This window comes from Alteromonas sp. ABM1_013, assembly GCF_056160505.1.
The window spans coordinates 682,547-704,759 of record NZ_JBSWXH010000003.1; the positions used below are offsets into that span (position 1 = coordinate 682,547).

Sequence of the window (22,213 nt, forward strand, 5' to 3'; positions counted from 1 at the left end):
AGTTTGGAGTTTTTGTACGAGTACGGTTTGTTTGTTGCCAAAGCAGTAACGTTAGTTGTCGCCTTCGTTGTTGTTGTATCCACCATAGTTGGTGTAGCAAGTAAACAGAAGCAGGGGAAAGGGCAACTTGAAATCGTGTCTATATCTGAGCAGTTAAAGGACATTACAAACTACGCTAAAGAAGTCCTTTTAGATAAAAACGCATTAAAAAAGTTAGCTAAAGAACAGAAAAAAGAGGCCAAAGCGAAGAGCAAGGCTAAGAACAAGGCAAAAGAGCAGGGTGAAGAGTCTGAAAAGTCTCGGTTATATGTTATCGACTTTAAAGGGTCTATGGATGCCAATGAGGTCGAGCACCTGCGTGAAGAGATCACTGCGATTTTATGCGTAGCAAATAAAGAAGACGAAGTTTTAGTACGCCTTGAAAGTGGCGGTGGCGTAGTACATGGCTATGGACTTGCTGCGTCGCAATTACAGCGCATTAAAGAAAAGGGGCTGAAATTAACCATTGCCGTAGATAAAGTTGCGGCAAGTGGTGGTTATATGATGGCGTGTGTTGCCGATAAGTTGTTAGCGTCACAGTTTGCATATATCGGCAGCATTGGCGTTCTAGCTCAATTGCCTAACTTCAATAAGTTGCTGAAGAAAAACGATATAGAATTTGAGCAGCATACCGCCGGAGAGTTCAAGCGCACGCTAACGATTTTCGGTGAAAATAACGATGAAGGTCGCGCTAAATTTAGAGAGGAAATTGAAGAGATTCATGTGCTCTTTAAAGACTTCGTGCAAAGTCAGCGTCCTGAAATGGATATAGACAAAGTAGCTACTGGTGAATACTGGCCAGGGATCAAGGCAAAGACACTTGGCTTGGTTGACGATATAACGACGTCCGATGACTACATTCTTTCGCATTACCCCGCACGCGAAATATTCAGCGTTAAGTATGCTGTGAAGAAAAACGTTGCGGAAAAGCTTGGTATGTCAGCAGCGAGTGTGGTTGAGCGTGTGTTTATGAAAAGTATGAACAAAGCGCGTCATTGGTTTTAATAGCTATAAACCATCTGTGTTGATTACGGCATGACGTATAGCACCCACCGTCAATAAGCACAGATGGACGTTAAATTTTTAACCGACAAAAGATAATAAAAAGAATATGGCACGGCATACTAAAAACGATATATTAGATGCGGCAGAATACTTGTTTTCTCAAAGTGGGTTTACCCAAACCTCGATGCGGGAAATCACTGCCAGAGCAGAAGTAAATCTGGCGTCGGTGAATTACCATTTTGGTAGCAAGAAAAACTTAATACAAGCGGTGTTTAAGCGATACTTTGATGAGCTTATGCCACAAGTTAAGACTTGCTTAGACGCTCTCCCGCCTATTGAAGGCGCCAAAGGCGTTGAACAGCTTTTATATTCGCTTATCCCCCCCATGTTAAATCTTAATGCTATATCCGAACAGGGCACTGCCACCTTTGTAAAATTGCTCGGCCGAGGATATAACGAAACACAAGGGCACTTGCGTAAGTTTTTGATGCATGATTACGGTGACTGTATACGCGCTCTAGTAGACGCTATCAGGCGCTGTTTACCTGAACTTCCTGAGGAAGAATTGTTCTGGCGACTGCATTTTGCGATGGGAAGTTTTGTCTTTTCGATGGCATCGAGTCAGGCATTAACTGAAATCGCTGAGTCCGATTTTCATAAACACGTAGATATAAAAGAAGTCATCCAGCATCTTGTTCCATTTGTCGCTCAGGGACTTGCCGGCAAATAAACCATTTTTATAGCTTACGTATGAACAAAGCGCTAGCCTCCAAAATGAAGGCTAGGCATAGTGTGAAATAGGCGTTATGAGAAATGCATGTTGAAGCTAGCGGGGAAGAGTCGCGCCAGGTGCTTCAGCGTTTAGCTTCTCAGCCCAAAAATCCTTAACTGAGAAACCTGATTTTTTAGAAGCTGATGCTTTTTTCGTAGCAGGTTTGGCTTTTGCTTTGGTATCGCTTTTCTCTTTCTTCGTTTCTGTTTTTTCAGACGAATTCGATGCTAGCGATTCTGCCATTTCCTGAAGCTGTGCTAGGCGCATATTTTTGCCGCCATCTACGCTGTACCAACCGCTCTTACTTTCAATAGTCGGCGCTTTGCCATTAGCTTTTTTATAGGCTTCAGTGAAAGCCGCGATAACTGCATCTTTGTCTAAGTTTGCCATGCTTTTTTGCTCTTTATTTTGTTAAGATGACGAACGTTTTTGACTTGTAATACCATTAAGTGACAGCTGATTGATTAAAGCGCAACACGTTACCGATAAAACGAATTAAAAGTAGGCAGTGATTTAAACAATCCACTTTTTCCCGTTTTCCTGCAATAAGCGTTTGTCGACTTATAGGTGTTATACGAAACGTTCGCGTATTTTATAGCGTTTTTTTAACAATTTGTCTAACTTTCAACCGGAGGACTTGTGTCTATTACCCGCCTAGAACTACAAAATTATCTTGATGGAATGTTAAGGGTTAGCGAAATCAGCGATTATTGCCCAAATGGCTTACAGGTAGAGGGCACAAGCAAAATAGAGAAAATTGTAACAGGCGTTACTGCATCACAGGCTTTAGTAGATGCGGCGATAGAAGCTAACGCCGATGCACTTATTGTGCATCATGGTTACTTTTGGAAAGGTGAATCGCAGGCTGTAACCGGTATGAAAAAGCGCCGCCTTTCTGCTTTACTCGCCAATGATCTAAATTTGTTTGCTTACCATCTTCCTTTAGATGTTCACCCAGAACTTGGTAACAATCGTCAGCTTGCGTCTCTTCTCGATATTCAAAATATAAGTGCAGTCAGCGGCGTAAAACCTGTGGGTGTTGTTATGCAAGGGAATTTTGAGGAAGCAATTGAAGGCGTGGCTTTACAAGATAAGCTGCAACAGTTGTTAGGGCGAGATGTACTTATAGAAGGCCCTGTATCAAAACCAATTACAACGCTTGCTTGGTGCACTGGCGGTGGTCAAGGGTTTATAGAACAAGCGGTTGAGCTGGGTGTGGATGCATTCATTACTGGTGAAGTCTCTGAGCAAACCGTGCATACATCAAGAGAAATGGGTATTACCTTTTTTGCGGCAGGCCATCATGCTACCGAACGATACGGCGTGAAGTCTTTAGGCGAACACATTGAGCAGCAATTCAACGTGCCTGTTGAGTTTATTGATATCGATAACCCTGCATAGCGAAGTATGTAGTATATGAATAACGATCGTATCTTCGACGGTATTGCTGAGAAGTTCTCAAACAATATTTACGGGACCACCAAGGGCAAATTGCGGCACACATTATTATGTGATGTGCTTGAACCTTATTTAAAAGCGCCGCTTCGAGCCATCGAAATAGGTGGGGGCACAGGGGTAATGACGGCTCATATAGCCGCAAAAGGACACTCTGTTGTGCTCACCGATGCGTCAAAAGATGTGCTTAATCAAGCAGAGTCTTTACTTTCTGACGCGCCAAATATAAAAATACGACATCAATATTTACAACAAATAGAAGACCTTAGTGATTTCGATTTTGTGATTTGTCATGCGGTTCTAGAGTGGCTAGATGCGCCCTTTGACGCTATAAATTTTATGTATAGCAATATGAAACCCGGAGCGCGCTTAAGCTTAAGTTTCTTTAATCAAGATGCGAATTTATTTGCCAATGCCATTTACGGTAATTTTGATTATATCGCCAAAGGAATGAAGGCGAAAAAGCAGGTGAGACTTAATCCCAACCAGCCGCTTAGCGCAATGAGAGTGGTTGAGTATTGTGCGTCGTTAGGTTTTAACATACTGGAAAAAGCTGGCATTCGCTGTTTCCATGATTATATGCGGGATATTACTCATCAAAGCAGCAAGTTCGACGAACTTCTCGCCCTAGAACGCCAGTATCATCAACAGGAGCCCTATTTGTGGCTAGGAAAATACTTTCAACTCATTCTTGAAAAGCCATAAGCCGGTTGAGTTTACAGGCAGCTTTGACGAATTGCGTTTATTCTGAAAGCTGCTTATAGCGTGTTGTCACCGGTAAGGATGTTGTTAAGCGTCGTTACCGCTATTTCATTTAATGCCTCACAAGTGAAAAAGCCCTGATGCCCCGTTATCAATACATTGGGAAAGGTTGTTAAACGCTGAAAAGTGTCGTCTTGTATGATTTCCTGTGAATGGTCACTGAAAAAGAGTTCAGACTCTCTTTCGTAAACATCTAACCCCAAATAGCCTATCTGTTTAGATTTAAGCCCTTTTATAATGGCGGTATCATCAACTAATCCGCCCCGAGAGGTATTGATGAGCATCACGCCCTTAGGCATATTATTTATGCTATCAGCATTGATAATATGATAACTCTTGTCGTTGAGCGGGCAGTGCAACGTCACAATGACGCTTTGTTCTAACAGTTCGTTTAGCGGAACGTATTGGGCTCCCATAGCGATCACATCATCATCCTGACTTGGGTCAAAACAAAGAACTTTGCACCCGAACCCCAGAAGTATGCGAATAACGGCTTTACCAATCTTCCCTGTACCTATAACGCCTACCGTTTTGCCGTGAAGAGTGAACCCCATCAATCCGTTTAGGCTAAAGTTACTTTCTCTAACACGATTATAGGCTTTATGGGTTTTTCGGTTTAAGGTAAGAATGAGTGCGAGCGTGTGTTCAGCTACCGTTTCAGGGCTATAAGCAGGCACACGACTTACTGATATGTTAGCTTCAGCAGCAGCGCCAACATCTACATTATTGTAACCTGCACAGCGAAGCGCGATGTGTTTAACACCACAGTCTTTTAACACTTTGATGGTTGCAGCATTTACATCGTCGTTCACAAAGACAACCACATCACTATATCCCTTACAGCTTGTAGCAGTTGAAGGGTTAAGTGGATGTTCGAAAAAAGTGCTCTTAATGCTTTGGCTATTGGCGCTATTGTGGTTTTCTAATAGCTGTGAAAATACCACTTGCTCATAGGGGCGAGTACTAAAAAAGGCAATATGATTATTTTGCATAGTATTTCCACACGTGTACGTATTTTCATTTGGCGTAGTTTTCGCTTTACTACCCAACTGCTAATGCACTATATAGTGCCAACAATGCGCAATAAATTAGCACGCTACTATTTGAACTGTGTAGACACAGATCAACAAAATAATAGTAGCGCTAGTCAACCTAGGGCATTTCAGTTGCACTCAAGTTAGGGGGTAGGGTTTACGCCCCTAAAAGTTTAACAATTTCTTTTTCAATAGCTTCTGGCTTTACGGTAGGCGCGTAGCGTTTTAGTACTTTACCTTCAGCATTGACCAAGAACTTTGTGAAATTCCATTTAATACGTTTGGTTCCCAGTAGCCCGGGTGCGTCTTGTTTTAAAGCCTCAAAAAGAGGGTTTGCATCGGGCCCATTTACATTTGTCTTTTTAAAAAGTGGAAATGAAACGCCAAAATTGAGGCTGCAAAATTGTGCAATATCGCTATCACTTCCAGGTTCTTGATGGCCAAATTGGTCGCATGGAAACCCTAGCACTTCAAACCCCCGGTCTTTATGTTTCCTATAAAGCGCTTCAAGCCCTTCGTATTGAGGTGTAAAGCCGCATTTACTGGCAGTATTAACAATAAGCAGTACTTTCCCCTTGTATTGCTCAAGTGTAGTTTGCTCGCCGTTATTCAGCGTAATAGGGTGAGTGTAGAGTTCCAAATTCGAATTCCTATGTTTTTGTTTTTGTTAAGTCTGTTACTCTTAGGTAATGCAAACCTATTTATTTGGTATCTAGAGTATATTCTGTATGAGTAATTTGAAAGTGAGTTTTTTGGGCTTGGGTGTAATGGGGTTTCCTATGGCAGGGCACCTTAGCAAAGCGGGTTATTCTGTTACTGTATATAACCGCACGGCGAAAAAGGCACAGGATTGGCTAGCCGCCTATGGCAGCGCTGTTGCTAGTGCGTGTGAATCGGTGGCCGAAGCCGTTAAAGACGCAGATATCGTTTTTATGTGCGTAGGAAATGACAATGATGTAAGAGATGTTGGTACACAAGCACTGGAAATAATGAAAGCAGGTAGCGTGCTGGTCGATCACACAACCGCATCAGCAGATGTAGCCAGAGAGCTTTACGCAAGCTGTAACGATAAACAAATTGGATTTTTAGATGCGCCAGTTTCTGGAGGGCAGGCTGGGGCTGAAAATGGTCAACTGACTATCATGGTTGGCGGTGATGAAGCGGTTTTCGCTCAAATAGAGCCAGTAATGGCACATTATGCTCGCCATAGTCAGTTGCTGGGTAAAAGCGGCAGCGGTCAGCTAGCAAAAATGATGAATCAGATTTGTATCGCAGGCATTGTACAGGGTCTAGCTGAGGCGCTTCACTTCGGGCAGCGGGCTGAACTAGACTGTAACGCAGTCATTGATGTTATAAGCAAAGGCGCTGCGCAGTCTTGGCAGATGGAAAACAGAGCCAGCACCATGTTAAATAACAGTTTTGATTTTGGCTTCGCTGTAGATTGGATGCGTAAAGACCTAAACATAGCGCTTGATGAAGCGCGTAAAAATGGATCTACCTTAGCGCTCACCGCCCTTGTGGACCAATACTATGCTGATGTACAGAAACTTGGTGGTGGCCGTTGGGACACGTCCAGCTTACTTACTCGTTTGAAGTAGTCTCGTTTGAGCACAATTTGATGTAATGTAGAAAGGCATTAGCACTTTAAATATACTAAAGTGCTTGCTCTTGTGCGGACAAAGTAAGCTGTTCTAAACGGGTCTTATTTGTCTCGTTCAGCGGCAATGATGTGATTTTTTCAAGTAAAACCTTGATGTTAAATTTACGGTATACACCGGTATCTGCTTCAATCATGCATTGAAGCAGGTTTAATCCAAAAGCTGCGGTATCTGGCGAGAGCTGAAATGCGTCGTAGAAATGCTTCATTGCTTTATCAAACATTCCTTCTATAAACAGTTGGGTGCCAGTTTCATTAATAGAAACAGCCTGTTCGTGGTTTAGCCCCAATCGTTCACCACCAGTGAAAATTAACTCGTCGTTCATCACTTGTTCTGAAATGGCCTGTAGCTCAGCATTTTTCTGCTTCGCCATTAACAACAATTCACCTGCCTTACGTTCATCGCCAAGCCCGTGATGAACCTTTGCAGCAATCACCAAGACAGATGGCTCGGTACGCAGGTAATTATCGATATGGTCACCTTCTAGTAGGTGGGCAGCTTTTTCTAAATCGCCATCTAACACGGCTGAAAATGCCAAAAGGTAATCCCTTTTTTGTAATGTTTGTGGATCTCCCTGGCTTCTACCCGCAATACCTACTAGTTTTCTAGCCTGAGATAAGCTTTCTTCTCTGTTGGTTTCAGGTGATTCTTCTGCCAAAAACAAATAAAACTCTGCCAATTCAAAGGTGAAGTCATTAAACCTGTCTTTAGCACTGCGGTGCATCGCACGTTTTTTTTGCAAAAGGTCTATAGCTTCAACAACTTTGTCCTGTTTTTGATACGCTAAAGTTTTAAGTTTGGCGGCGGGCAAACTCAATTCACTGAACTTTATTTCGTTAAGGTACTTTTCTACCTGCTCGTAAGAATTCTGCTCAAAGGAAATAGAAGCTAGCCATTCAAATGCCTTATCCCGTGCCAGGCTTGAATTTACCATTTGGCTTAGATGGCTTTTGCAGTGTGGCCATTGCCCAGACGCATACTGGCATTTAACTTTGCCCCATTGCGCCCACAGCACTTTGTCGCTGCGGGTGAGCACATCATCATAAATACTCAAAGCCCTTTGGATATCACCGTTTTCATAAAGAAGCCGCGCATAAAGTTTTCGTATATCCGCTACAAGGCGAGGGGGGATACCTTCTGAAATTTTAGCGCGTACGACACTGATAGCCCTTTCTAATTGTTTATTGTCTAGCGAATGCAAAACGTTTTTAACAAAATCTCGGTATGTCAAATAGTGCTTAATTTGGCGGGTTAGTGAGGCAATAGTGTAAGGTTTGATGAGTAAAACGTCGGGTTGAAGATCCATGATCCGACCGATTATTTGAGGTGACCGGTCCGAGGTAAGAAAGATGATTCCTGTACTCGGCCTAATAAACCCGGCTTCTCTTAAATTTTGCACCCACTCGACACCAGTTTTGCCCTGACCAAGGTGGTAGTCCATTAATAACAGTTCAAAGTTCTGTTTTTTAAGTGCCGCTTTCAATTCAACGCCAGATGCAAAGCTACTCACCGATAAATTTGCAATAGACATGAGGTGGCCTCGAAGCGCGGTTCGAGCGGTCGCATTGTCTTCTACTATGGCTATTCTAAATTCCACGGTGTTCATATGAATACTTTAAACTAAAGCTAGCTTATCAGCGGCTGGGAAAAAGTGCATTATTAAAAAGGATAAGTTTTGACTACCAGTATTAGTCTCAGAATCAAAATTATTATCTCGTCACAAAATATTTACGTTATACATCCATATATTTAAATAAATATTTACCTTTACGTTTACGTAAGGGGTAGGTATTGGTTATTGTGTGTAGAAAGCAACTCAGTTGAAGGTATGTCTAATGAACTTTGAATTAACCGATGACCAATTAGCCTTTGAAGAAACCGCCCGCCAATTTGCGCAACAAGAATTGGCACCCAATGCTGCGATGTGGGATAGAGAGCACCATTTCCCCGTAGAGGCAATTAAGAAAGCCGGTGAGTTAGGATTTTGTGGCTTGTATGCCCCTGAAAGTGCGGGTGGCCTTGGGCTGTCAAGGCTCGATTCTTCAATTATCTTCGAACAGCTTTCAATGGGGTGTACTACAACTACAGCCATGTTAACTATTCACAACATGGCCACGTGGATGATAGCGACATGGGGTACCAGTGAAGTTAAGGATATGTGGTGTGAGCAATTAGTCACAGGTGACAAACTTGCCTCTTATTGCTTAACAGAGCCTGGCGCTGGATCTGATGCTGCTTCACTAAAGACTAGAGCAACTAAAACTGACGATGGATATGTACTAAATGGCTCTAAAGTGTTCATCTCTGGAGCAGGAAGTACAGATGTTCTCGTAGTCATGGCCCGTACTGGCGAGGATGGCCCTAAAGGCGTATCTGCATTTGCAGTCCCAGCTAACGCAGATGGCATTGAATACGGAAAAGCAGAAGAGAAAATGGGGTGGAATGCCCAGCCCACTCGTATGATTACTTTTGACAATGTAAAGCTCGATAATAGCTGGATGCTTGGTGAAGAAGGTCAAGGCTTTAAAATGGCCATGCAAGGGCTTGATGGCGGCAGAATAAATATCGCTACTTGTTCAGTAGGCACAGCACAGCAAGCGCTAAACGTAGCTCGTGATTATATGAATGAGCGCGAGCAGTTTGGTAAACCTATTGCAGGCTTCCAAGCTCTACAATTTAAGTTAGCAGATATGGCGACTGAGTTAGTTGCAGCTAGACAGATGGTACGTATGGCAGCGTGCAAATTGGACAACAATGACGCGGATAAAACGACTTACTGCGCTATGGCTAAACGCTTTGCAACAGACGTAGGTTTCAATGTGTGTAACGATGCGCTCCAATTACACGGCGGATACGGTTATATTAAAGAGTATCCACTAGAGCGTCATTTTAGAGATGTTCGTGTTCATCAAATACTTGAAGGAACCAACGAAATTATGCGCGTGATTATTGGGCGCCGCCTACTTTCTGATGAGCGAAGCGTTCTTTAACGCGGTTGCAGCTCAGTTAGAAAAAATGCGTTACAAGGCACAATCAATGGAGAAAGCGAATATGACAGATGCGGAGTCAGTAGTCATTGTAGACGAGTTAAAAACATCGAACGGTGACTTAACGATAGGACGTTTAACGCTTAATAAGCCAAAAGCACTGAATGCGCTGGACTTAGCGATGGCAGAAATCATGCTAAAAGCACTTCAACAGTGGCAGTTGCGTAGTGATGTTGTAGCTGTAGTCATTGATGCTGCTGGTGATAAAGCGTTTTGCGCTGGTGGCGACATCGTATCTATGTACAAGTCGATGGTGGAAGCGCAAGGGCAAATTCCATCGTTCTTGGAAACGTTTTTTGAAACCGAATATACTTTGGATTACACCATTCACAACTACAGCAAACCCATTGTAGTGTGGGGAAGCGGCATTGTGATGGGCGGCGGTATGGGGCTGCTATGTGGTGCTAGCCATCGCGTTGTAACCGAAACGTCGCGATTAGCTATGCCTGAAATTACTATCGGATTATACCCTGACGTAGGAGGAAGCTATTTCCTTCCCCGTCTACCTGGAAAATCAGGCTTGTTCTTAGGCTTAACAGGCGGGCAGATGAATGCTTCCGACGCCCGTTTTGTAGGCCTAGCGGATGCGCTAGTAGCTAGCTCAGAAAAAGAGATGTTGTTACAAAAGCTTTCGAACTATTCATGGGATGAGATAGAAAGTAAACGTCTTAGTGATTCTGTAACCTCTATTCTTGAATCTTTAAAGGCACCGGATTCTGCGCCTAGCAGCAATGTAGAGCCTAACATAGCACTCATTAATGACTTGTGTGCAGCTGATAATGTCACTGACGTAGTTAATGCAATTCTTGGCGCCGATATGAGCCAAGATAAATGGTTGTCTCGAGCACAAAGTACATTGGCGAAAGGCTCTCCGATAACTATGCATTTAGTTTATGAACAGTGTAAAAGAGGGGCAACTATGACTCTCGCTGATTGCTTTAGAATGGAAGCTAATATGTCATGTCGCTGCGGTGAAAGTGGTGAGTTTCAGGAGGGCGTTAGGGCTCTGTTGATTGACAAAGATATGTCGCCTAAATGGAAATTCGAAAGCGTAGAAGATGTTCCTCACGATGTGGTAGAGCATTTCTTTACCTCTCCATGGCCCGAAAATAAGCACCCCTTATCAGGGTTATAAAATACTTTTTTAATTGAATGTAGCAAAGGTATTTGTAACAAATAGGCATAAATTTAGTCAGCGTGCCCAGCGTAATCATCACTGATAACGTTGGGCTTAATTTCCTTTGTACCTTTCTACCTTTCTACCTTTACTACCGTTATTTTGCGCTGTTATTGCCGTAAAGGTGTCGGTTTTGATATCCTTTACTGCAAATCCACAATAATAAAGATCCTGTCATGTGGCACTGCCCACTTTGTAAATCACCTATTTCATTAAATTCAACGCCAATCCGCTGTGAAAATAATCATAGCTTCGATAAAGCAAAATCTGGCTATGTTAACTTATTACCGGTTCAGTTTAAGAAGTCGAAACTTCCGGGTGACGATAAGGACATGGTGAAAGCCCGAAGAGAGTTTCATCAATTAAACACCTACCAACCGCTGAAAGATAGGTTAATCGAGCTGGTAGGGGGCTTAATTGCTGAGTCGAGCAAAGAAAAAAGATTGGCAGAGTACGCATCTAAACAAAGTCTCTCTATTTACGACGCTGGTTGCGGCGAAGGAAGTTATTTAGATGCAATGGTTCAGGGTCTTTCGCTTAAAGGTTTCTCTATTGAGGCTGCGGGCAGTGATATATCTAAAATAGCCGTGGAGTTAGCTGCTAAGGCTTATAAACATGCTCAGTTTGTTGTAGCAAGCAGCTTTGATCTACCCCTTGAAAAATCTACTCAAGATTTAGTGATACAGGTCTTTGCGCCGGGAAGCAACGACGAGTATGAAAGGGTAATGAAAAGTGAAGGGCTACTTTTAACTGTAGACCCTGCGCCTAACCATCTGTTTGAGCTTAAACAGCAAGTCTACGACACACCTAGAAGACATCAAATTGATGAGGGGCCTAGAAACAGGTTTACTCGTATCTATAACGAATGTTTTTCATTTTCCATCAATTTTGAAAGTGAAGATCACAAGATAGCGCTTATAAAGATGACGCCTTTTTATTGGAAGTTACCACACGGTAAAATTGAGTCTATTGTAGCGTCGTTAGAAAAAGTAACCGCAGACTTTCATATTCAAATTTGGAAAAAGGGCGCGGCTGTTAGTGATGAGAAAGTAGATGTCCAGCCATAAACAAAAAGCGCTGTTTTTAGACCGAGACGGTGTTATTAACGTTGACCATGGTTACGTAGGTAAATATGAAAATTTTGAATATGTAGAAGGGATCTTCGACGTCGTGCGCAAGTTTCAAAATGAAGATTACCTACCTGTAATCGTCACAAATCAAAGTGGAATAGCGCGAGGCTATTACACTGAAAAAGATTTTCATAGGTTAATGGAGCGGGTACAAAAAGATTTCGCTTCTCACGATGTAAAACATATTCCTGTTTACTATTGCCCTCACCACACCCAGGGTAGCGTAAAAAAGTTTGCTATCGAGTGCCAGTGCAGAAAACCATTGCCAGGCATGTTGCACCAAGCTGCTAAAGAACTTGATATCGACTTAGTGAACAGCATACTCATTGGCGATAGCTGGCGAGATATAGAGGCTGCTAATGCTGCGGGTCTAACGGAAAGCTTCTATTTGTCACATAAACTTATAACAGATGAGCAGTTGAGTAAGCTTAGCTCTTCTCACCGTGTATCTCGCGTTGCTAGCTTATCTGAAATAGTAAAATAGTTATGCGTAACCTCTTAAGTCTTTATTACTAATAGAAAAAAGTAAAATGGGTTGCAGCGATAGATTGGCCTATCGCTGCGACAAAGAAGCGCTAGTTCTGACTAGTTTTGTGTGGAAAAGCGGGATAAATGCTTTATGGCTTGACTGAGCAAGTCAATGTTCAAAGCGTCTTTACTGCGTTTGCCGGAAGTTAAATCGCTGATTTCATAGCTACCATTACTTAGAACGTCTGTCCGTTTATTTCCATGAAATACTACGATTCGCTCGCCTGATGTACTTACTAACCAAGGGCGCGATGGTGCCAATAAGTTTTGCCCAGTTGAATAGAAAGTTGACGGTGCGTTACAACCCAAGGCATTTAATATAGTGGGAGCCAAATCTTCAGTGCTCGCTAATTTACCTTTGATATCTAGCGTGCTGTAAAGCGTACCCTTACCGTTTTCACTGCCAAAGCCTGTTGCTATTAATACATCATGTTTTCTATCAATCGTATTTTCAACATAGCCTCTGATATCCGAACCTTTCATAAAGGTAATGTGCAGCCCTTCATGGTTATTACTTAAAGGCTGTAAATAGCCAGACAATTGAGGAAGAGGTAGTGCGACATCGCTATGTATCGATACCGGCATACCCGAGCCTAAAGGCAAGGCCAATAGCACAGGGCGCTTTTGAGACAAGGCATCCTGATAAATTTCCGGTACACCAAATAAGGTTGCCGTCATTAAACCTTCAACACTGCTGGCCGTGGAATAATAATTGGCAAGGGTATTTAACGACACGCCTTCAATACCACTTAAGTCAACAGCGTTATCATTATCTACCTGAACGACTACGGTAAGATTTCTGTTGGTCTCAATAGAGCAATAAACTGGTTCAGCAGGATAAGTGATATTGTGAATATCAGGGTTAAATTGCAGTTGCTTTCGCTCTTCATAGGCCGCTAAGTCAAGCAAACCGTAGCGCGACATGGTGGTTTTAGCTGTAGCAGGGTAGGAAAGCGGAAACATGTTGTCTTGGGCAATAATAGGTTGATAAAGCTTGGCATCAGCCCACACATGAATAGCATGACTGGTTACAAAACAACTTACGAAAAATGTTGTAACAGGTATGCCCACTTTATAGCGAGTGAAACGCTCAACACGCTTCCATATCGCATTAGCTAAAACTAGCTGGAAACCAAGCCAAACAATGAACAGAAGGAACAAGAAGGCCCACTGCTGCCAGCTCTCTATAGCCATTGTGGATTGTGCTTCGCTGCGCAGTAAGTCTGCAGCATGAAAGCTAATGTGAAACCCTGTGCGGTTGAACAATAAAGCATCAAACGCTAAAAGTGCTAAGCCCACCGCAGCAATAATGGATGCGCTAGCTTTAATCACTCTCGGGTTATTAACCAAATAACAAAGTGGGAGAACAAAAATGACAAAGCCAAAAAAGGTCATAAACCCAATATGGCCAAACCAATTGGCTAAAAGGTACACGGTGCCGACACCTGTGCCTGGCATAGGTGATGAGAAAACAAAAATCGAGGCAATAACAATGGCGATGATAATATTCGCCAGGGCAAACCAGTGCCCCCAATTTACCAGTTTAGTAACGCGCTGGCGACGAGGTGATTCGGCAAGTATCATGCAATCCCTTAGCTTTTTGTTACGCTTTTCTTAAGTACATCGGCAAACTGTGCTGCCATGGCTTCGCGATTTTCAGGAGCAACCTGAGTATTTAAAATATGTGTAATGACGTTGCCTAACACCATAAGTGAAAGATCGCGGTTTGCACCGCCTTCTTCTAGGGTTAGAATAACGTTATTCATTAGCGTTTCGAATTCGTCGTTGCTATAGCGGCTCTGTTGGGGCATTGCTACGCCTCTTTTTTATGATTATCTTTGATAAAAAGAATGGTTTTAAACGTAAAATGATTATAATCGTTGTTTGAGTGAGTACAATCATTCATTCTAAAATCCCGCAATTCTTTGAATATTTCTGACACTTTTTAAGCAACAGGACACCAGATACTCTATGAGTGCACTGATTCATCACTTTGTTGTACATCGCTTGATTGTAAACAAAGAAGAGAAAATTGAAGCAATTCCCCGTGATAACTGCTTGGCAGTAACCCCGGAAATTGAGCTTTTAGCCCATCAAATAAACCATAGCTTCAATGCTAAACCCGGAAAAGGCGTAGGGCATTTTGTAACAGAAGTTACTCGCGAAGCAAAAGTGGAAAACGAAGAAGGCGAAGCGACTACACAAAAAAGCACCGAGAATGTGGCTGAGTTCGCCGAACGCCTCAGGCAGTACATGGATATTCAAAAAGCAGCGGGCGACAACGTAGAAGACGCGTTTCACGGGTTTTCTGTATCGGCGACAAACCGCTTAGTACGTACTTTAGCTGATACAGGTACGGTAGAAACTGGCTTTCTTATTTTCTGCCAGTATGAATACCTAGCCACACAGTATTTAATGATAGCGCTACTAAATACTCGTTCACATGTTGAGGTGACTAATTCATTAGACCTGTCTGCCCGCGAACATTTAGATTTAGCTAAAATGCAGCTGGCCGTGCGTTTTGATTTAACCCAGTGGGATATTCAGCCAGAGCATCAGCGTTACGTTAGCTTCATAAAAGGTAGAATGGGTCGCAAAGTATCTGATTTCTTCATGCAGTTTGTGGGCTGTGAAGAGCTGGTTGATGTTAAGCAACAGAACAAGCAGTTAATTTCTACTGTGGATGCGTACCTAGCTAGTGAGTCTTTAGATCCGCAAGAGCAGCATCAACACAGAGAAGAAGTTAAGTCGTACTTCAAAGAAAAGATTGATGCGGGTGAAAGTCTGTCGGTGGATGAACTGGCAAATCGACTTCCTCAAAACGAAGAGACTAGCAGCAACTTTTCTGCCTTTACTCAGTCTATGGAAGCACCGCTTGAAAAAGAGATTCAGCCCGACCCAGCTGCGTTAAAACAGCTGGCGAAATTTACCGGTCAGGGTGGCGGGGTATCGCTAAGTTTTGAACGTAAGCTAATGGGCGACAGAGTGTTTTATGACCCGGCTACCGATACTCTAACTATTCGTGGAATTCCACCTAATTTAAAAGATCAGCTTAATCGCCAATCTTCAATGGACTAGTCGCTGCGAAGCGAAGATAAAAAACGTATACTAGTTAATAGAATATCAACTCGATTCAAGGGTGTTATGCAATTATTTGTAAATGATTTGACAGTAATGGACTTCTCTTACCTTTGCCCGAAGCGCGGCATGGTAGGTGAAAGCTGGATTGTCGATGTGATTTTGGACGGTGAGCTTAATGAAGAGAGCATGGTCCAAGACTTCGGTCACGTGAAAAAGAACCTAAAGCGACTTATTGACGAATATGTCGATCATAAGCTTTTAGTACCCGCGGAATATAGCGGTTCAGAGGTTATTCACGATGACGTTACCGAACAGGTAGAGACCCGCTTTACCTGCACCGATGGGCGTAGCATCATGCTACATTGTCCAGCGGAAGCCTATGCATTCGTTTATTCAGATGAAATAAACATGGAGTCTGTCGGCGTTTACTTAAAAGAAGTGTTGGCAACACACCTACCTGAAAACGTTGAGAATATAACGCTGCATCTACGCGAAGAAATTATCAACTCACCGTTCTATCACTACACTCACGGACTTAAGAAGCACGATGGTAACTGTCAGCGCATAGCTCACGGACACCGTTCTCGCATTGATATTATCCTTGACGGTAAAGTGAGCACGGAAAGTCAGCAATATTGGGCAGACCGTTGGGCAGACATTTATATCGCAACCCGTGAAGATGAAATAGCCTATAGCGACAGAAAGCTTAAAGGCGAAGTATTAAATGCTGAAGACTACTACTGTTTTGCTTATGAATCTTCACAGGGTTATTTTGAACTACTTATTCCTAAATCAGATTGTGAAGTCATCGAGACCGACTCGACGGTTGAGTGTTTAGCTCAGTATCTTCTTGAAGAACAAAGGAAGCGCACGCCTGATGGAGTTTGCCAAGTAATTGCCTATGAAGGCGTGGGTAAAGGCGCTACGGTTAAAGGCTAGCGTTAGCAGAAAGCAGTAAAGGACAGGGCATAATATGGCTACCACACATACTAAAGGCACGTTAACTAACCCAATAATCAGCGTGATAAAAAAAGCGTTGGGTAATAGGGCATCAAGTGCATTAACGTGTATTTTTGCAATGGGTGTTGTTATCACAGGTCCTATCATAAGCCCTGTTGCGACTGCGGCAATCGCTACGAATGATGATACTGAAATATCGTCTGACCCAGCCCAAGATAAAAACCCGATTGAAGTTTCGCTAAATGGTAAATTTACCCAAGGCGCCTTGTTACGTGGTCAGGCACCAGTAGACGCTACGGTCACTCTTAATGGCGAGCCAGTGCAGACAAACAAGGACGGCAAATTTGTTGTGGGTTTTGAAAGAGAAGCACCTCTTCAGCAACGTTTAATAGTTACGCTAGATAATGGTAAAACGTGGAAACGCGACATCACCCTTGAAAAGCGTGAGTACAATATTCAGCGCATTGATGGTTTAGAGCAGAAAATGGTTACGCCGCCTGCTGAGGTAACTGCACGGATAAAACGAGATAACATCAACGTTGGCAAAGCGCGCAGCGGAAATAGCGATTTAGACGCGTTGTTCACCCGTTTTGAGTGGCCAGCTAAAGGTAGAATATCGGGCGTGTATGGCAGCCAACGCATATTAAATGGTGTGCCGAAATGGCCCCATTACGGCGTAGATATCGCTAACGAAACAGGCACTCCCGTATATGCGCCTGTGGATGGCGTGGTTACCATGGCAGATGATCTCTATTATTCAGGTAACACCTTAATTCTAGACCACGGTATGCGTGTTTTTTCAACGTTTTTGCATATGGATAGCTTCACAGTTGAGGTAGGCGATACCGTCAAGCAAGGTGAACAAATCGGTACGATTGGATCAACTGGCCGCTCCACCGGCCCGCATTTAGACTGGCGCATTAACTTAGGGAAAACTCGATTAGATCCGCAGACTATAACCTCTGGTTCTCCCGAACAGTAAAAGCGCATAGATTTCAGTGATTAAAGCAACATAGGAAAGGCGCTTTCAGGTAGAACCCGAAGGCGCCTTTTTAGTCTTTTTTTTAGTGATCTTTTAAGTAATTATGCGTTGCCTTATTTACCTAATCACTTATTGGATTTACCTAACCACTGATTAAGTTTCTCTTCATCGGTAATTTCAAAGTACGCCATTTCCTGTCTAGCCCGAGTGACTTCAAGAGGCAGGGTTAAAAGTCGCCCATCGCGGATAAGCGTTATGTCTACCGTCGATGTCTGCGCGTTATCCAATAAGCGTTGTAGCTTTTGAGCATTAACAATATGGCCGTCTAGAGCAATTATCACATCGTTAAGAAGAATACCTGCCTTCATCGCGGCAAGACCTTCAAATACCTGAACTACCGAAAGTCCAAACGTTGCGGCTTTTAACGTGGCGCCAAGCTGGTTCTTGATTGAAGGATGCTGTGAAACCCCGCCTTTATCTTCAGCTGACACACGTGCACGGTTTTTGTAACTAACGCCCATGTCAGAAACCAGTGAAGCTAATTCAACATCGTCTGTGCCATAAACAACACGGTCTAAATAGTCTGAAACATCAATGCCAAAATGGGTATCGCAAAGTGTCTGAATCACGCTATCAGGCGTGCCACACTCGTCAATACCATAGTGCTTCCACAGCAGTTGCATTACGTTGTCTAAGCTTACTTGGTTGTTTGACCTTTCGCGAAGCAGCAAATCTAGACCAAGGGCAATAATGCCGCCCTTGGTGTAATAACTTACGATGTTGTTGGTAGCGCTCGCATCCTGCTTGTAAAACTTTGTCCAAGCGTCAAAGCTACTTTCAGCTGCACTTTGTTTGAAGCGCCCCGCGTTTTGTAACAGTCGACTGATATTTTGAGCCACAATATCTAGGTATTTTTGAGGCTCAATAACACCAGCTCTTGCTAGGGTTACGTCATCGTAAAAGCTTGTAAAGCCTTCATAAATCCAAAGCTGATTGGTGTAGGTTTCCTGAGATAAATCAGGTTTAACCATCACCTCAGGTTTGATGCGCTTCACATGCCATGTATGAAAGAATTCATGGCTACACAAGCTTAAGAAAGTTATGTAGCTGTCAGTTTTGTTTTCACCTTCACCAATCTGTGGCAAATCAAAACGTGGATAAAGAAGGGCGGTTGAGTGCTTATGCTCTAAACCACCAAAGCCGTTATCGGCAAGCAAAGTCATAAACAGATAATTATTTATGGGTTGTGGAGCACCAAACAAATCCAAGTGATGCTTGCAAATAGGTGTGAGGTCTCTAGCTATGCGCGGGTAATCGATATTGTTGTTTCCAGAGAAAAGCAACGTAAAAGTAATACCGTCTACGTCGAAGCTGTGGGTGTCTGCAATACCAACGTAAATAGGGTGGTCGATGAGTTCATCGTAATTCTTTTCGGCATAATGCCAGCGCTTCGAACTCGTACTTTCTCTGCGAATTGGCATAGAGGTGTAAGCCTTCCAATTTGCGGTAGATGGGTCACTATCATCGAGTTCAATGTCTAGTTCGCAGGCTGATTGCTCAAGACCGGAAACGCGTAAAAACGCACTCGTACCATTTATAAATGCGTACTGATCGTTCATAAAGGCAGAGCGAATTGACAAATCATTGGCATATACCGTGTAGTTAACGGTGCAAGGTTTACCGTCAGTTTCAACACGCCACGTTTGTTTATCGAGCTTAGTTACGGGAATACGATTGGTCTTTTCGCCGCTAGCTTTCTCTATGTGGCGCTCACTTGACTTAGCACTTAACGTAGCACTTAACCTAACTATGCTTTTCGCAAAGTCGCGAACCATGTAGCTTCCTGGGATCCAGCTTGGAAGAGTAAGTGTTAGCGCTGAATCGTTATGTTCAGGAATGTGTAGCGCAACAGTGAATTGGTGTGCACGCCAATTTGAAATAGTTAACGTATAGTGAAGAGCAGAAGGCATAGACGTCCAATAGGGTAAAAAAACGATACCTTAACTATATCAACCTATTAGGTTAATCCCAATAGATTGGAAACCACCCTATAGATTTTTACGTTTATAGAAGTCGGTTTACCATCATAGTATTGATAAGTTTTGATTTGATGCGTAAATTGGACGAACTTACATTAAATCCAGCAATAACAAATACAAATGGCTGACAAAATACAAAGCGACTTACTGAGCGAAGATAATTTGGAATCGTTGCGAACGTTAGTACCTGGCGATATCGTCGACCTACAAATTGCGATGCCTGCTGCGCCGAAGCGTGTAAAAACAGACTATATTGGCATGCTTACAGATGAGTGCTTGCTTTTTCATATCCCCACCTCGGCCAAGTGGATAACCGTTCGCGATGCACTCACTGTAGGTAACGAGGTTGTCGTTCGTTCCGTACTCGAAGGCGATACTGGCCAAGTTATTGCCTTTAAAGTAAAAGTGTTAAAGTTGCTCGCTAAGCCTTCAGGTTTACTTATAACAACGTTTCCTAAACGCATCGAAAGTATAGGGCTTCGCGCTGTTAAGCGCGCGCAATTGGGCGTATCTGTAACATTGGAGTCTGAAGTGTATCCAGAAGATGAAAATGTAACGGGTATAATCATTGATTTGAGTGAAAAAGGATGCAAAGTTGCACTCCAAGTCAAGCCAAATTGGCCTGTAATGCTTGATGAAGCCGAAGTTCGGCTAAACTATTCGTTAGACGGTAAAGAAGTAGCCCTCACAGCAAGGGTTAAAAACCATAAGCATGAAAGCGATATGGTTTATTATGGGCTCGCCTTTACCTGTGATGAAAAACTGATAAAAACGCTGTTGTCCCGACATACATTGTTGACCTAGTGGTTCGTTAAACATGTTTCGGGGCGATTTAGATAATTATTAAAAACAGGCAAAGGGGCAGGTATGAGAAGCATTGAGCGGCTTTTAATGCAGTATGGCGAAAGCCATCAAAACAAAACGAACGTTATCATTCACGCTATCGCCGTACCAAGTATTTACTTCGTTTCTATTGGCTTGCTTTGGAGCTTGCCGGTACCGGATTTTATTGCCCAGTTTGATATAACCTGGGCACACATTATTGCAGTCCCCGTGCTCTATTATTACTTCATGTTGTCTGGGCCAATAGGTGCAGCAATGACACTGCTCACCATATTATGCTTTGGCGCCGTTAATACGTTAGAGCACTTTAATATCTCAGTATGGTTTTTCTCTTTAGTTTTGTTTGTCGTCATGTGGGTATTGCAGTTTATTGGGCACCATATAGAAGGCAAAAAACCATCGTTCTTCGAAGATCTACGTTTTCTGTTAGTTGGCCCCGCCTGGTGGTGGGTTCACTGGCTTAAGAGAATGAACATAAGCTATTAATATAAGCAACGTTCTATTGAAAAATGCTTAATTTCAAACATTTGCCCTGCGACCAGAAGCATAAGGTGTACGACCAAGCCGCTTGGGTCCCAGCAGCGCTGGCGTATAATCTTCATATTAGTTTTTAAATTGGTAATATTGTGAGTCGCTTTCAGCGTGTAATAGAAAGTAATGAGCGTTTATTTTGGACGTTGCACAGCGCAGGCTGGGCAGGGTTTGCGATAATTTATTACATCGGTTCGTTTCTTCATGATGTAAGGCCCATTTGGGTTTTTATAATCATGCTAAACGCCTATGCAGGGTGGTTGTTAACTATTCCACTGCGCTACGTTTATCGTTGGGCAAGGAAACAATCGCCGCTAAACATGATCATAATAGTGATAGTGTCATGTTATCTAATAGCGTTATTATGGGCAGTAGTGAAAAACATTAACTACTGGGAAATATATAAACACGGATATCGTCCAGATGAATGGTATATGTATTTCACCAACACCATTAACTCACTGATAATGGTCGGCTGCTGGAGTGGTGTGTACTTCGGCATCAAAAACTTTCAGATGCTGCAAAAAGAAAAGCAAAATGCGCTAAAAGCCAGCACCATGGCCCACCAGGCGCATATCAAAATGCTTCGCTACCAGCTTAACCCGCATTTCCTTTTTAATACGCTGAACGCTATTTCTACCCTTATCCTTTTGAAAGAAAATGATACGGCGGAGGCTATGGTCTCGCGCTTGAGTGATTTCTTGCGCTACTCGCTAGATAATGACCCGATAAAACGCGTCCCATTAGGTCAAGAGATAAAGGCGTTAAGACTTTATCTTGAAATAGAAAAAGTGCGTTTTGATGATAGGTTGGATGTACAGTGGGATATTGATGAAGGCTGCGAAAGTGCTCTTGTACCTAGTATGATCTTGCAGCCAATTATTGAAAATTCAATAAAGCATGCCATATCTAAGATGGAAAATGGTGGTCGTATTTCCATAACGGCACGTACGTTTGGTAATGATTTATTGATGGACGTGGCTGATAACGGCCCAGGTGCAGATATCAAAGATGGAAACCTTAGCCGTGAAAACGGTGTGGGCTTAGCCAATATAAAAGAGCGTTTGCAATCCCTTTATCATCGTAATTTTGCATTCTCTATAGAACACAATCAGCCTTCCGGTGTGCGGGTTAGAATTCGCATACCGTATGAAGTTAAGGACGTATAAC

Annotated in this window: 22 protein-coding genes; 15 read left to right on the forward strand and 7 right to left on the reverse strand. The window is 42.9% G+C overall.

All coding sequences use genetic code 11. From position 1 onward, the window contains the following. The first annotated feature begins 3 nt into the window (after positions 1-3). Together sohB and ACXAGK_RS11300 are read left to right on the forward strand one after the other, a co-directional pair. Positions 4-1,044: a protease SohB gene (gene sohB, locus ACXAGK_RS11295; protein WP_474856312.1), complete on the forward strand. Its 1,041-nt coding sequence runs from the start codon at positions 4-6 to the stop codon at positions 1,042-1,044. A gap of 106 nt (positions 1,045-1,150) precedes the next feature. Next, positions 1,151-1,774: a TetR/AcrR family transcriptional regulator gene (locus tag ACXAGK_RS11300; RefSeq protein ID WP_179983413.1), complete on the forward strand. Its 624-nt coding sequence runs from the start codon at positions 1,151-1,153 to the stop codon at positions 1,772-1,774. A gap of 96 nt (positions 1,775-1,870) precedes the next feature. On the opposite strand, the gene ACXAGK_RS11305 is transcribed toward ACXAGK_RS11300, so the two are convergent. Beyond that, the gene (locus ACXAGK_RS11305; protein WP_474856313.1) at positions 1,871-2,206 is read right to left on the reverse strand and encodes a hypothetical protein; all 336 of its coding nucleotides are present in this window, start codon (positions 2,204-2,206) and stop codon (positions 1,871-1,873) included. A 249-nt stretch (positions 2,207-2,455) separates the two neighbouring features. Between ACXAGK_RS11305 and ACXAGK_RS11310 the strand changes: the two genes are divergently transcribed. Both ACXAGK_RS11310 and ACXAGK_RS11315 read left to right on the forward strand, forming a co-directional pair. Continuing rightward, positions 2,456-3,217 carry a Nif3-like dinuclear metal center hexameric protein gene (locus tag ACXAGK_RS11310; RefSeq protein WP_474856314.1) on the forward strand — a complete coding sequence of 254 codons (762 nt, stop codon included), beginning with the start codon at positions 2,456-2,458 and terminating at the stop codon, positions 3,215-3,217. A gap of 15 nt (positions 3,218-3,232) precedes the next feature. After that, positions 3,233-3,976 carry a methyltransferase gene (locus ACXAGK_RS11315; RefSeq protein ID WP_474856315.1) on the forward strand — a complete coding sequence of 248 codons (744 nt, stop codon included), beginning with the start codon at positions 3,233-3,235 and terminating at the stop codon, positions 3,974-3,976. A 53-nt stretch (positions 3,977-4,029) separates the two neighbouring features. Here the strand turns inward: ACXAGK_RS11315 and ACXAGK_RS11320 are convergent, their stop codons facing one another. Together ACXAGK_RS11320 and ACXAGK_RS11325 are read right to left on the reverse strand one after the other, a co-directional pair. Then, on the reverse strand, positions 4,030-5,025 hold the full coding sequence (locus tag ACXAGK_RS11320) for a 2-hydroxyacid dehydrogenase (protein WP_474856316.1): 996 nt from the start codon (positions 5,023-5,025) through the stop codon (positions 4,030-4,032). Positions 5,026-5,224: 199 nt separating this feature from the next. Continuing rightward, positions 5,225-5,707 (reverse strand): glutathione peroxidase, encoded by a 483-nt coding sequence (locus ACXAGK_RS11325; RefSeq protein WP_474856317.1) that lies wholly within the window; start codon positions 5,705-5,707, stop codon positions 5,225-5,227. Positions 5,708-5,795: 88 nt separating this feature from the next. Between ACXAGK_RS11325 and ACXAGK_RS11330 the strand changes: the two genes are divergently transcribed. Beyond that, entirely contained in the window at positions 5,796-6,665 is an 870-nt protein-coding gene (locus ACXAGK_RS11330; RefSeq protein WP_474856318.1) for an NAD(P)-dependent oxidoreductase, read from the forward strand. 55 nt (positions 6,666-6,720) lie between these two features. Here ACXAGK_RS11330 and ACXAGK_RS11335 read toward each other — a convergent pair whose 3' ends face one another. Continuing rightward, positions 6,721-8,331 (reverse strand): response regulator, encoded by a 1,611-nt coding sequence (locus tag ACXAGK_RS11335; RefSeq protein WP_474856319.1) that lies wholly within the window; start codon positions 8,329-8,331, stop codon positions 6,721-6,723. 229 nt (positions 8,332-8,560) lie between these two features. Between ACXAGK_RS11335 and ACXAGK_RS11340 the strand changes: the two genes are divergently transcribed. From ACXAGK_RS11340 to gmhB, 4 genes are all read left to right on the forward strand, one after another. Then, positions 8,561-9,715 carry an acyl-CoA dehydrogenase family protein gene (locus ACXAGK_RS11340; RefSeq protein ID WP_474856320.1) on the forward strand — a complete coding sequence of 385 codons (1,155 nt, stop codon included), beginning with the start codon at positions 8,561-8,563 and terminating at the stop codon, positions 9,713-9,715. A 61-nt stretch (positions 9,716-9,776) separates the two neighbouring features. Beyond that, entirely contained in the window at positions 9,777-10,907 is a 1,131-nt protein-coding gene (locus tag ACXAGK_RS11345; RefSeq protein WP_474856403.1) for an enoyl-CoA hydratase/isomerase family protein, read from the forward strand. A 218-nt stretch (positions 10,908-11,125) separates the two neighbouring features. Beyond that, a complete protein-coding gene (locus tag ACXAGK_RS11350; protein ID WP_474856321.1) occupies positions 11,126-12,016 on the forward strand; it encodes a putative RNA methyltransferase in 891 nt (296 codons plus the stop codon). Continuing rightward, positions 12,003-12,563, forward strand: coding sequence for a D-glycero-beta-D-manno-heptose 1,7-bisphosphate 7-phosphatase (gene gmhB, locus ACXAGK_RS11355; RefSeq protein ID WP_474856322.1), 561 nt, complete (start codon positions 12,003-12,005; stop codon positions 12,561-12,563). Before ACXAGK_RS11350 ends, gmhB begins: the two co-directional genes overlap by 14 nt. Positions 12,564-12,664: 101 nt before the next feature. Here the strand turns inward: gmhB and ACXAGK_RS11360 are convergent, their stop codons facing one another. Beyond that, positions 12,665-14,191, reverse strand: a complete 1,527-nt coding sequence (locus ACXAGK_RS11360) for a DUF3413 domain-containing protein (protein ID WP_474806800.1) — start codon at positions 14,189-14,191, stop codon at positions 12,665-12,667. Positions 14,192-14,199: 8 nt separating this feature from the next. Beyond that, on the reverse strand, positions 14,200-14,418 hold the full coding sequence (locus tag ACXAGK_RS11365; RefSeq protein WP_179983423.1) for a YejL family protein: 219 nt from the start codon (positions 14,416-14,418) through the stop codon (positions 14,200-14,202). A gap of 160 nt (positions 14,419-14,578) precedes the next feature. On the opposite strand from ACXAGK_RS11365, the gene yejK reads away from it, so the two are divergent. The 3 genes from yejK (at position 14,579) to ACXAGK_RS11380 (ending at position 17,630) form a co-directional block, all read left to right on the forward strand. Continuing rightward, the gene (gene yejK, locus ACXAGK_RS11370) at positions 14,579-15,685 is read left to right on the forward strand and encodes a nucleoid-associated protein YejK (protein WP_474856323.1); all 1,107 of its coding nucleotides are present in this window, start codon (positions 14,579-14,581) and stop codon (positions 15,683-15,685) included. Positions 15,686-15,751: 66 nt separating this feature from the next. Beyond that, positions 15,752-16,627, forward strand: coding sequence for a 6-carboxytetrahydropterin synthase (locus tag ACXAGK_RS11375; protein WP_474856324.1), 876 nt, complete (start codon positions 15,752-15,754; stop codon positions 16,625-16,627). A gap of 139 nt (positions 16,628-16,766) precedes the next feature. After that, the gene (locus tag ACXAGK_RS11380; protein ID WP_474856404.1) at positions 16,767-17,630 is read left to right on the forward strand and encodes a M23 family metallopeptidase; all 864 of its coding nucleotides are present in this window, start codon (positions 16,767-16,769) and stop codon (positions 17,628-17,630) included. A 125-nt stretch (positions 17,631-17,755) separates the two neighbouring features. Here ACXAGK_RS11380 and ACXAGK_RS11385 read toward each other — a convergent pair whose 3' ends face one another. Further along, positions 17,756-19,600 (reverse strand): M61 family metallopeptidase, encoded by a 1,845-nt coding sequence (locus tag ACXAGK_RS11385; RefSeq protein ID WP_474856325.1) that lies wholly within the window; start codon positions 19,598-19,600, stop codon positions 17,756-17,758. Between the two features lie 189 nt (positions 19,601-19,789). Between ACXAGK_RS11385 and ACXAGK_RS11390 the strand changes: the two genes are divergently transcribed. From ACXAGK_RS11390 to ACXAGK_RS11400, 3 genes are all read left to right on the forward strand, one after another. Then, a complete protein-coding gene (locus ACXAGK_RS11390) occupies positions 19,790-20,473 on the forward strand; it encodes a PilZ domain-containing protein (protein WP_474856326.1) in 684 nt (227 codons plus the stop codon). 63 nt (positions 20,474-20,536) lie between these two features. Beyond that, positions 20,537-20,998 (forward strand): Mpo1 family 2-hydroxy fatty acid dioxygenase, encoded by a 462-nt coding sequence (locus ACXAGK_RS11395; RefSeq protein WP_474856327.1) that lies wholly within the window; start codon positions 20,537-20,539, stop codon positions 20,996-20,998. A 140-nt stretch (positions 20,999-21,138) separates the two neighbouring features. After that, entirely contained in the window at positions 21,139-22,212 is a 1,074-nt protein-coding gene (locus ACXAGK_RS11400) for a sensor histidine kinase (protein WP_474825569.1), read from the forward strand. The last annotated feature ends 1 nt before the right edge of the window (position 22,213 follow it).

Excerpts from the sequence above, each read along its gene's own strand:
- ACXAGK_RS11300 (WP_179983413.1), top strand. The coding sequence starts at position 1,151 with ATGGCACGGCATACTAAAAACGATATATTAGATGCGGCAGAATACTTG.
- ACXAGK_RS11305 (WP_474856313.1), bottom strand. The coding sequence starts at position 2,206 with ATGGCAAACTTAGACAAAGATGCAGTTATCGCGGCTTTCACTGAAGCC.
- ACXAGK_RS11315 (WP_474856315.1), top strand. The coding sequence starts at position 3,233 with ATGAATAACGATCGTATCTTCGACGGTATTGCTGAGAAGTTCTCAAAC.
- ACXAGK_RS11320 (WP_474856316.1), bottom strand. The coding sequence starts at position 5,025 with ATGCAAAATAATCATATTGCCTTTTTTAGTACTCGCCCCTATGAGCAA.
- ACXAGK_RS11330 (WP_474856318.1), top strand. The coding sequence starts at position 5,796 with ATGAGTAATTTGAAAGTGAGTTTTTTGGGCTTGGGTGTAATGGGGTTT.
- ACXAGK_RS11335 (WP_474856319.1), bottom strand. The coding sequence starts at position 8,331 with ATGAACACCGTGGAATTTAGAATAGCCATAGTAGAAGACAATGCGACC.
- ACXAGK_RS11340 (WP_474856320.1), top strand. The coding sequence starts at position 8,561 with ATGAACTTTGAATTAACCGATGACCAATTAGCCTTTGAAGAAACCGCC.
- ACXAGK_RS11345 (WP_474856403.1), top strand. The coding sequence starts at position 9,777 with ATGACAGATGCGGAGTCAGTAGTCATTGTAGACGAGTTAAAAACATCG.
- ACXAGK_RS11350 (WP_474856321.1), top strand. The coding sequence starts at position 11,126 with ATGTGGCACTGCCCACTTTGTAAATCACCTATTTCATTAAATTCAACG.
- gmhB (WP_474856322.1), top strand. The coding sequence starts at position 12,003 with ATGTCCAGCCATAAACAAAAAGCGCTGTTTTTAGACCGAGACGGTGTT.
- ACXAGK_RS11360 (WP_474806800.1), bottom strand. The coding sequence starts at position 14,191 with ATGATACTTGCCGAATCACCTCGTCGCCAGCGCGTTACTAAACTGGTA.
- ACXAGK_RS11365 (WP_179983423.1), bottom strand. The coding sequence starts at position 14,418 with ATGCCCCAACAGAGCCGCTATAGCAACGACGAATTCGAAACGCTAATG.
- yejK (WP_474856323.1), top strand. The coding sequence starts at position 14,579 with ATGAGTGCACTGATTCATCACTTTGTTGTACATCGCTTGATTGTAAAC.
- ACXAGK_RS11375 (WP_474856324.1), top strand. The coding sequence starts at position 15,752 with ATGCAATTATTTGTAAATGATTTGACAGTAATGGACTTCTCTTACCTT.
- ACXAGK_RS11380 (WP_474856404.1), top strand. The coding sequence starts at position 16,767 with ATGGGTGTTGTTATCACAGGTCCTATCATAAGCCCTGTTGCGACTGCG.
- ACXAGK_RS11385 (WP_474856325.1), bottom strand. The coding sequence starts at position 19,600 with ATGCCTTCTGCTCTTCACTATACGTTAACTATTTCAAATTGGCGTGCA.
- ACXAGK_RS11390 (WP_474856326.1), top strand. The coding sequence starts at position 19,790 with ATGGCTGACAAAATACAAAGCGACTTACTGAGCGAAGATAATTTGGAA.
- ACXAGK_RS11395 (WP_474856327.1), top strand. The coding sequence starts at position 20,537 with ATGAGAAGCATTGAGCGGCTTTTAATGCAGTATGGCGAAAGCCATCAA.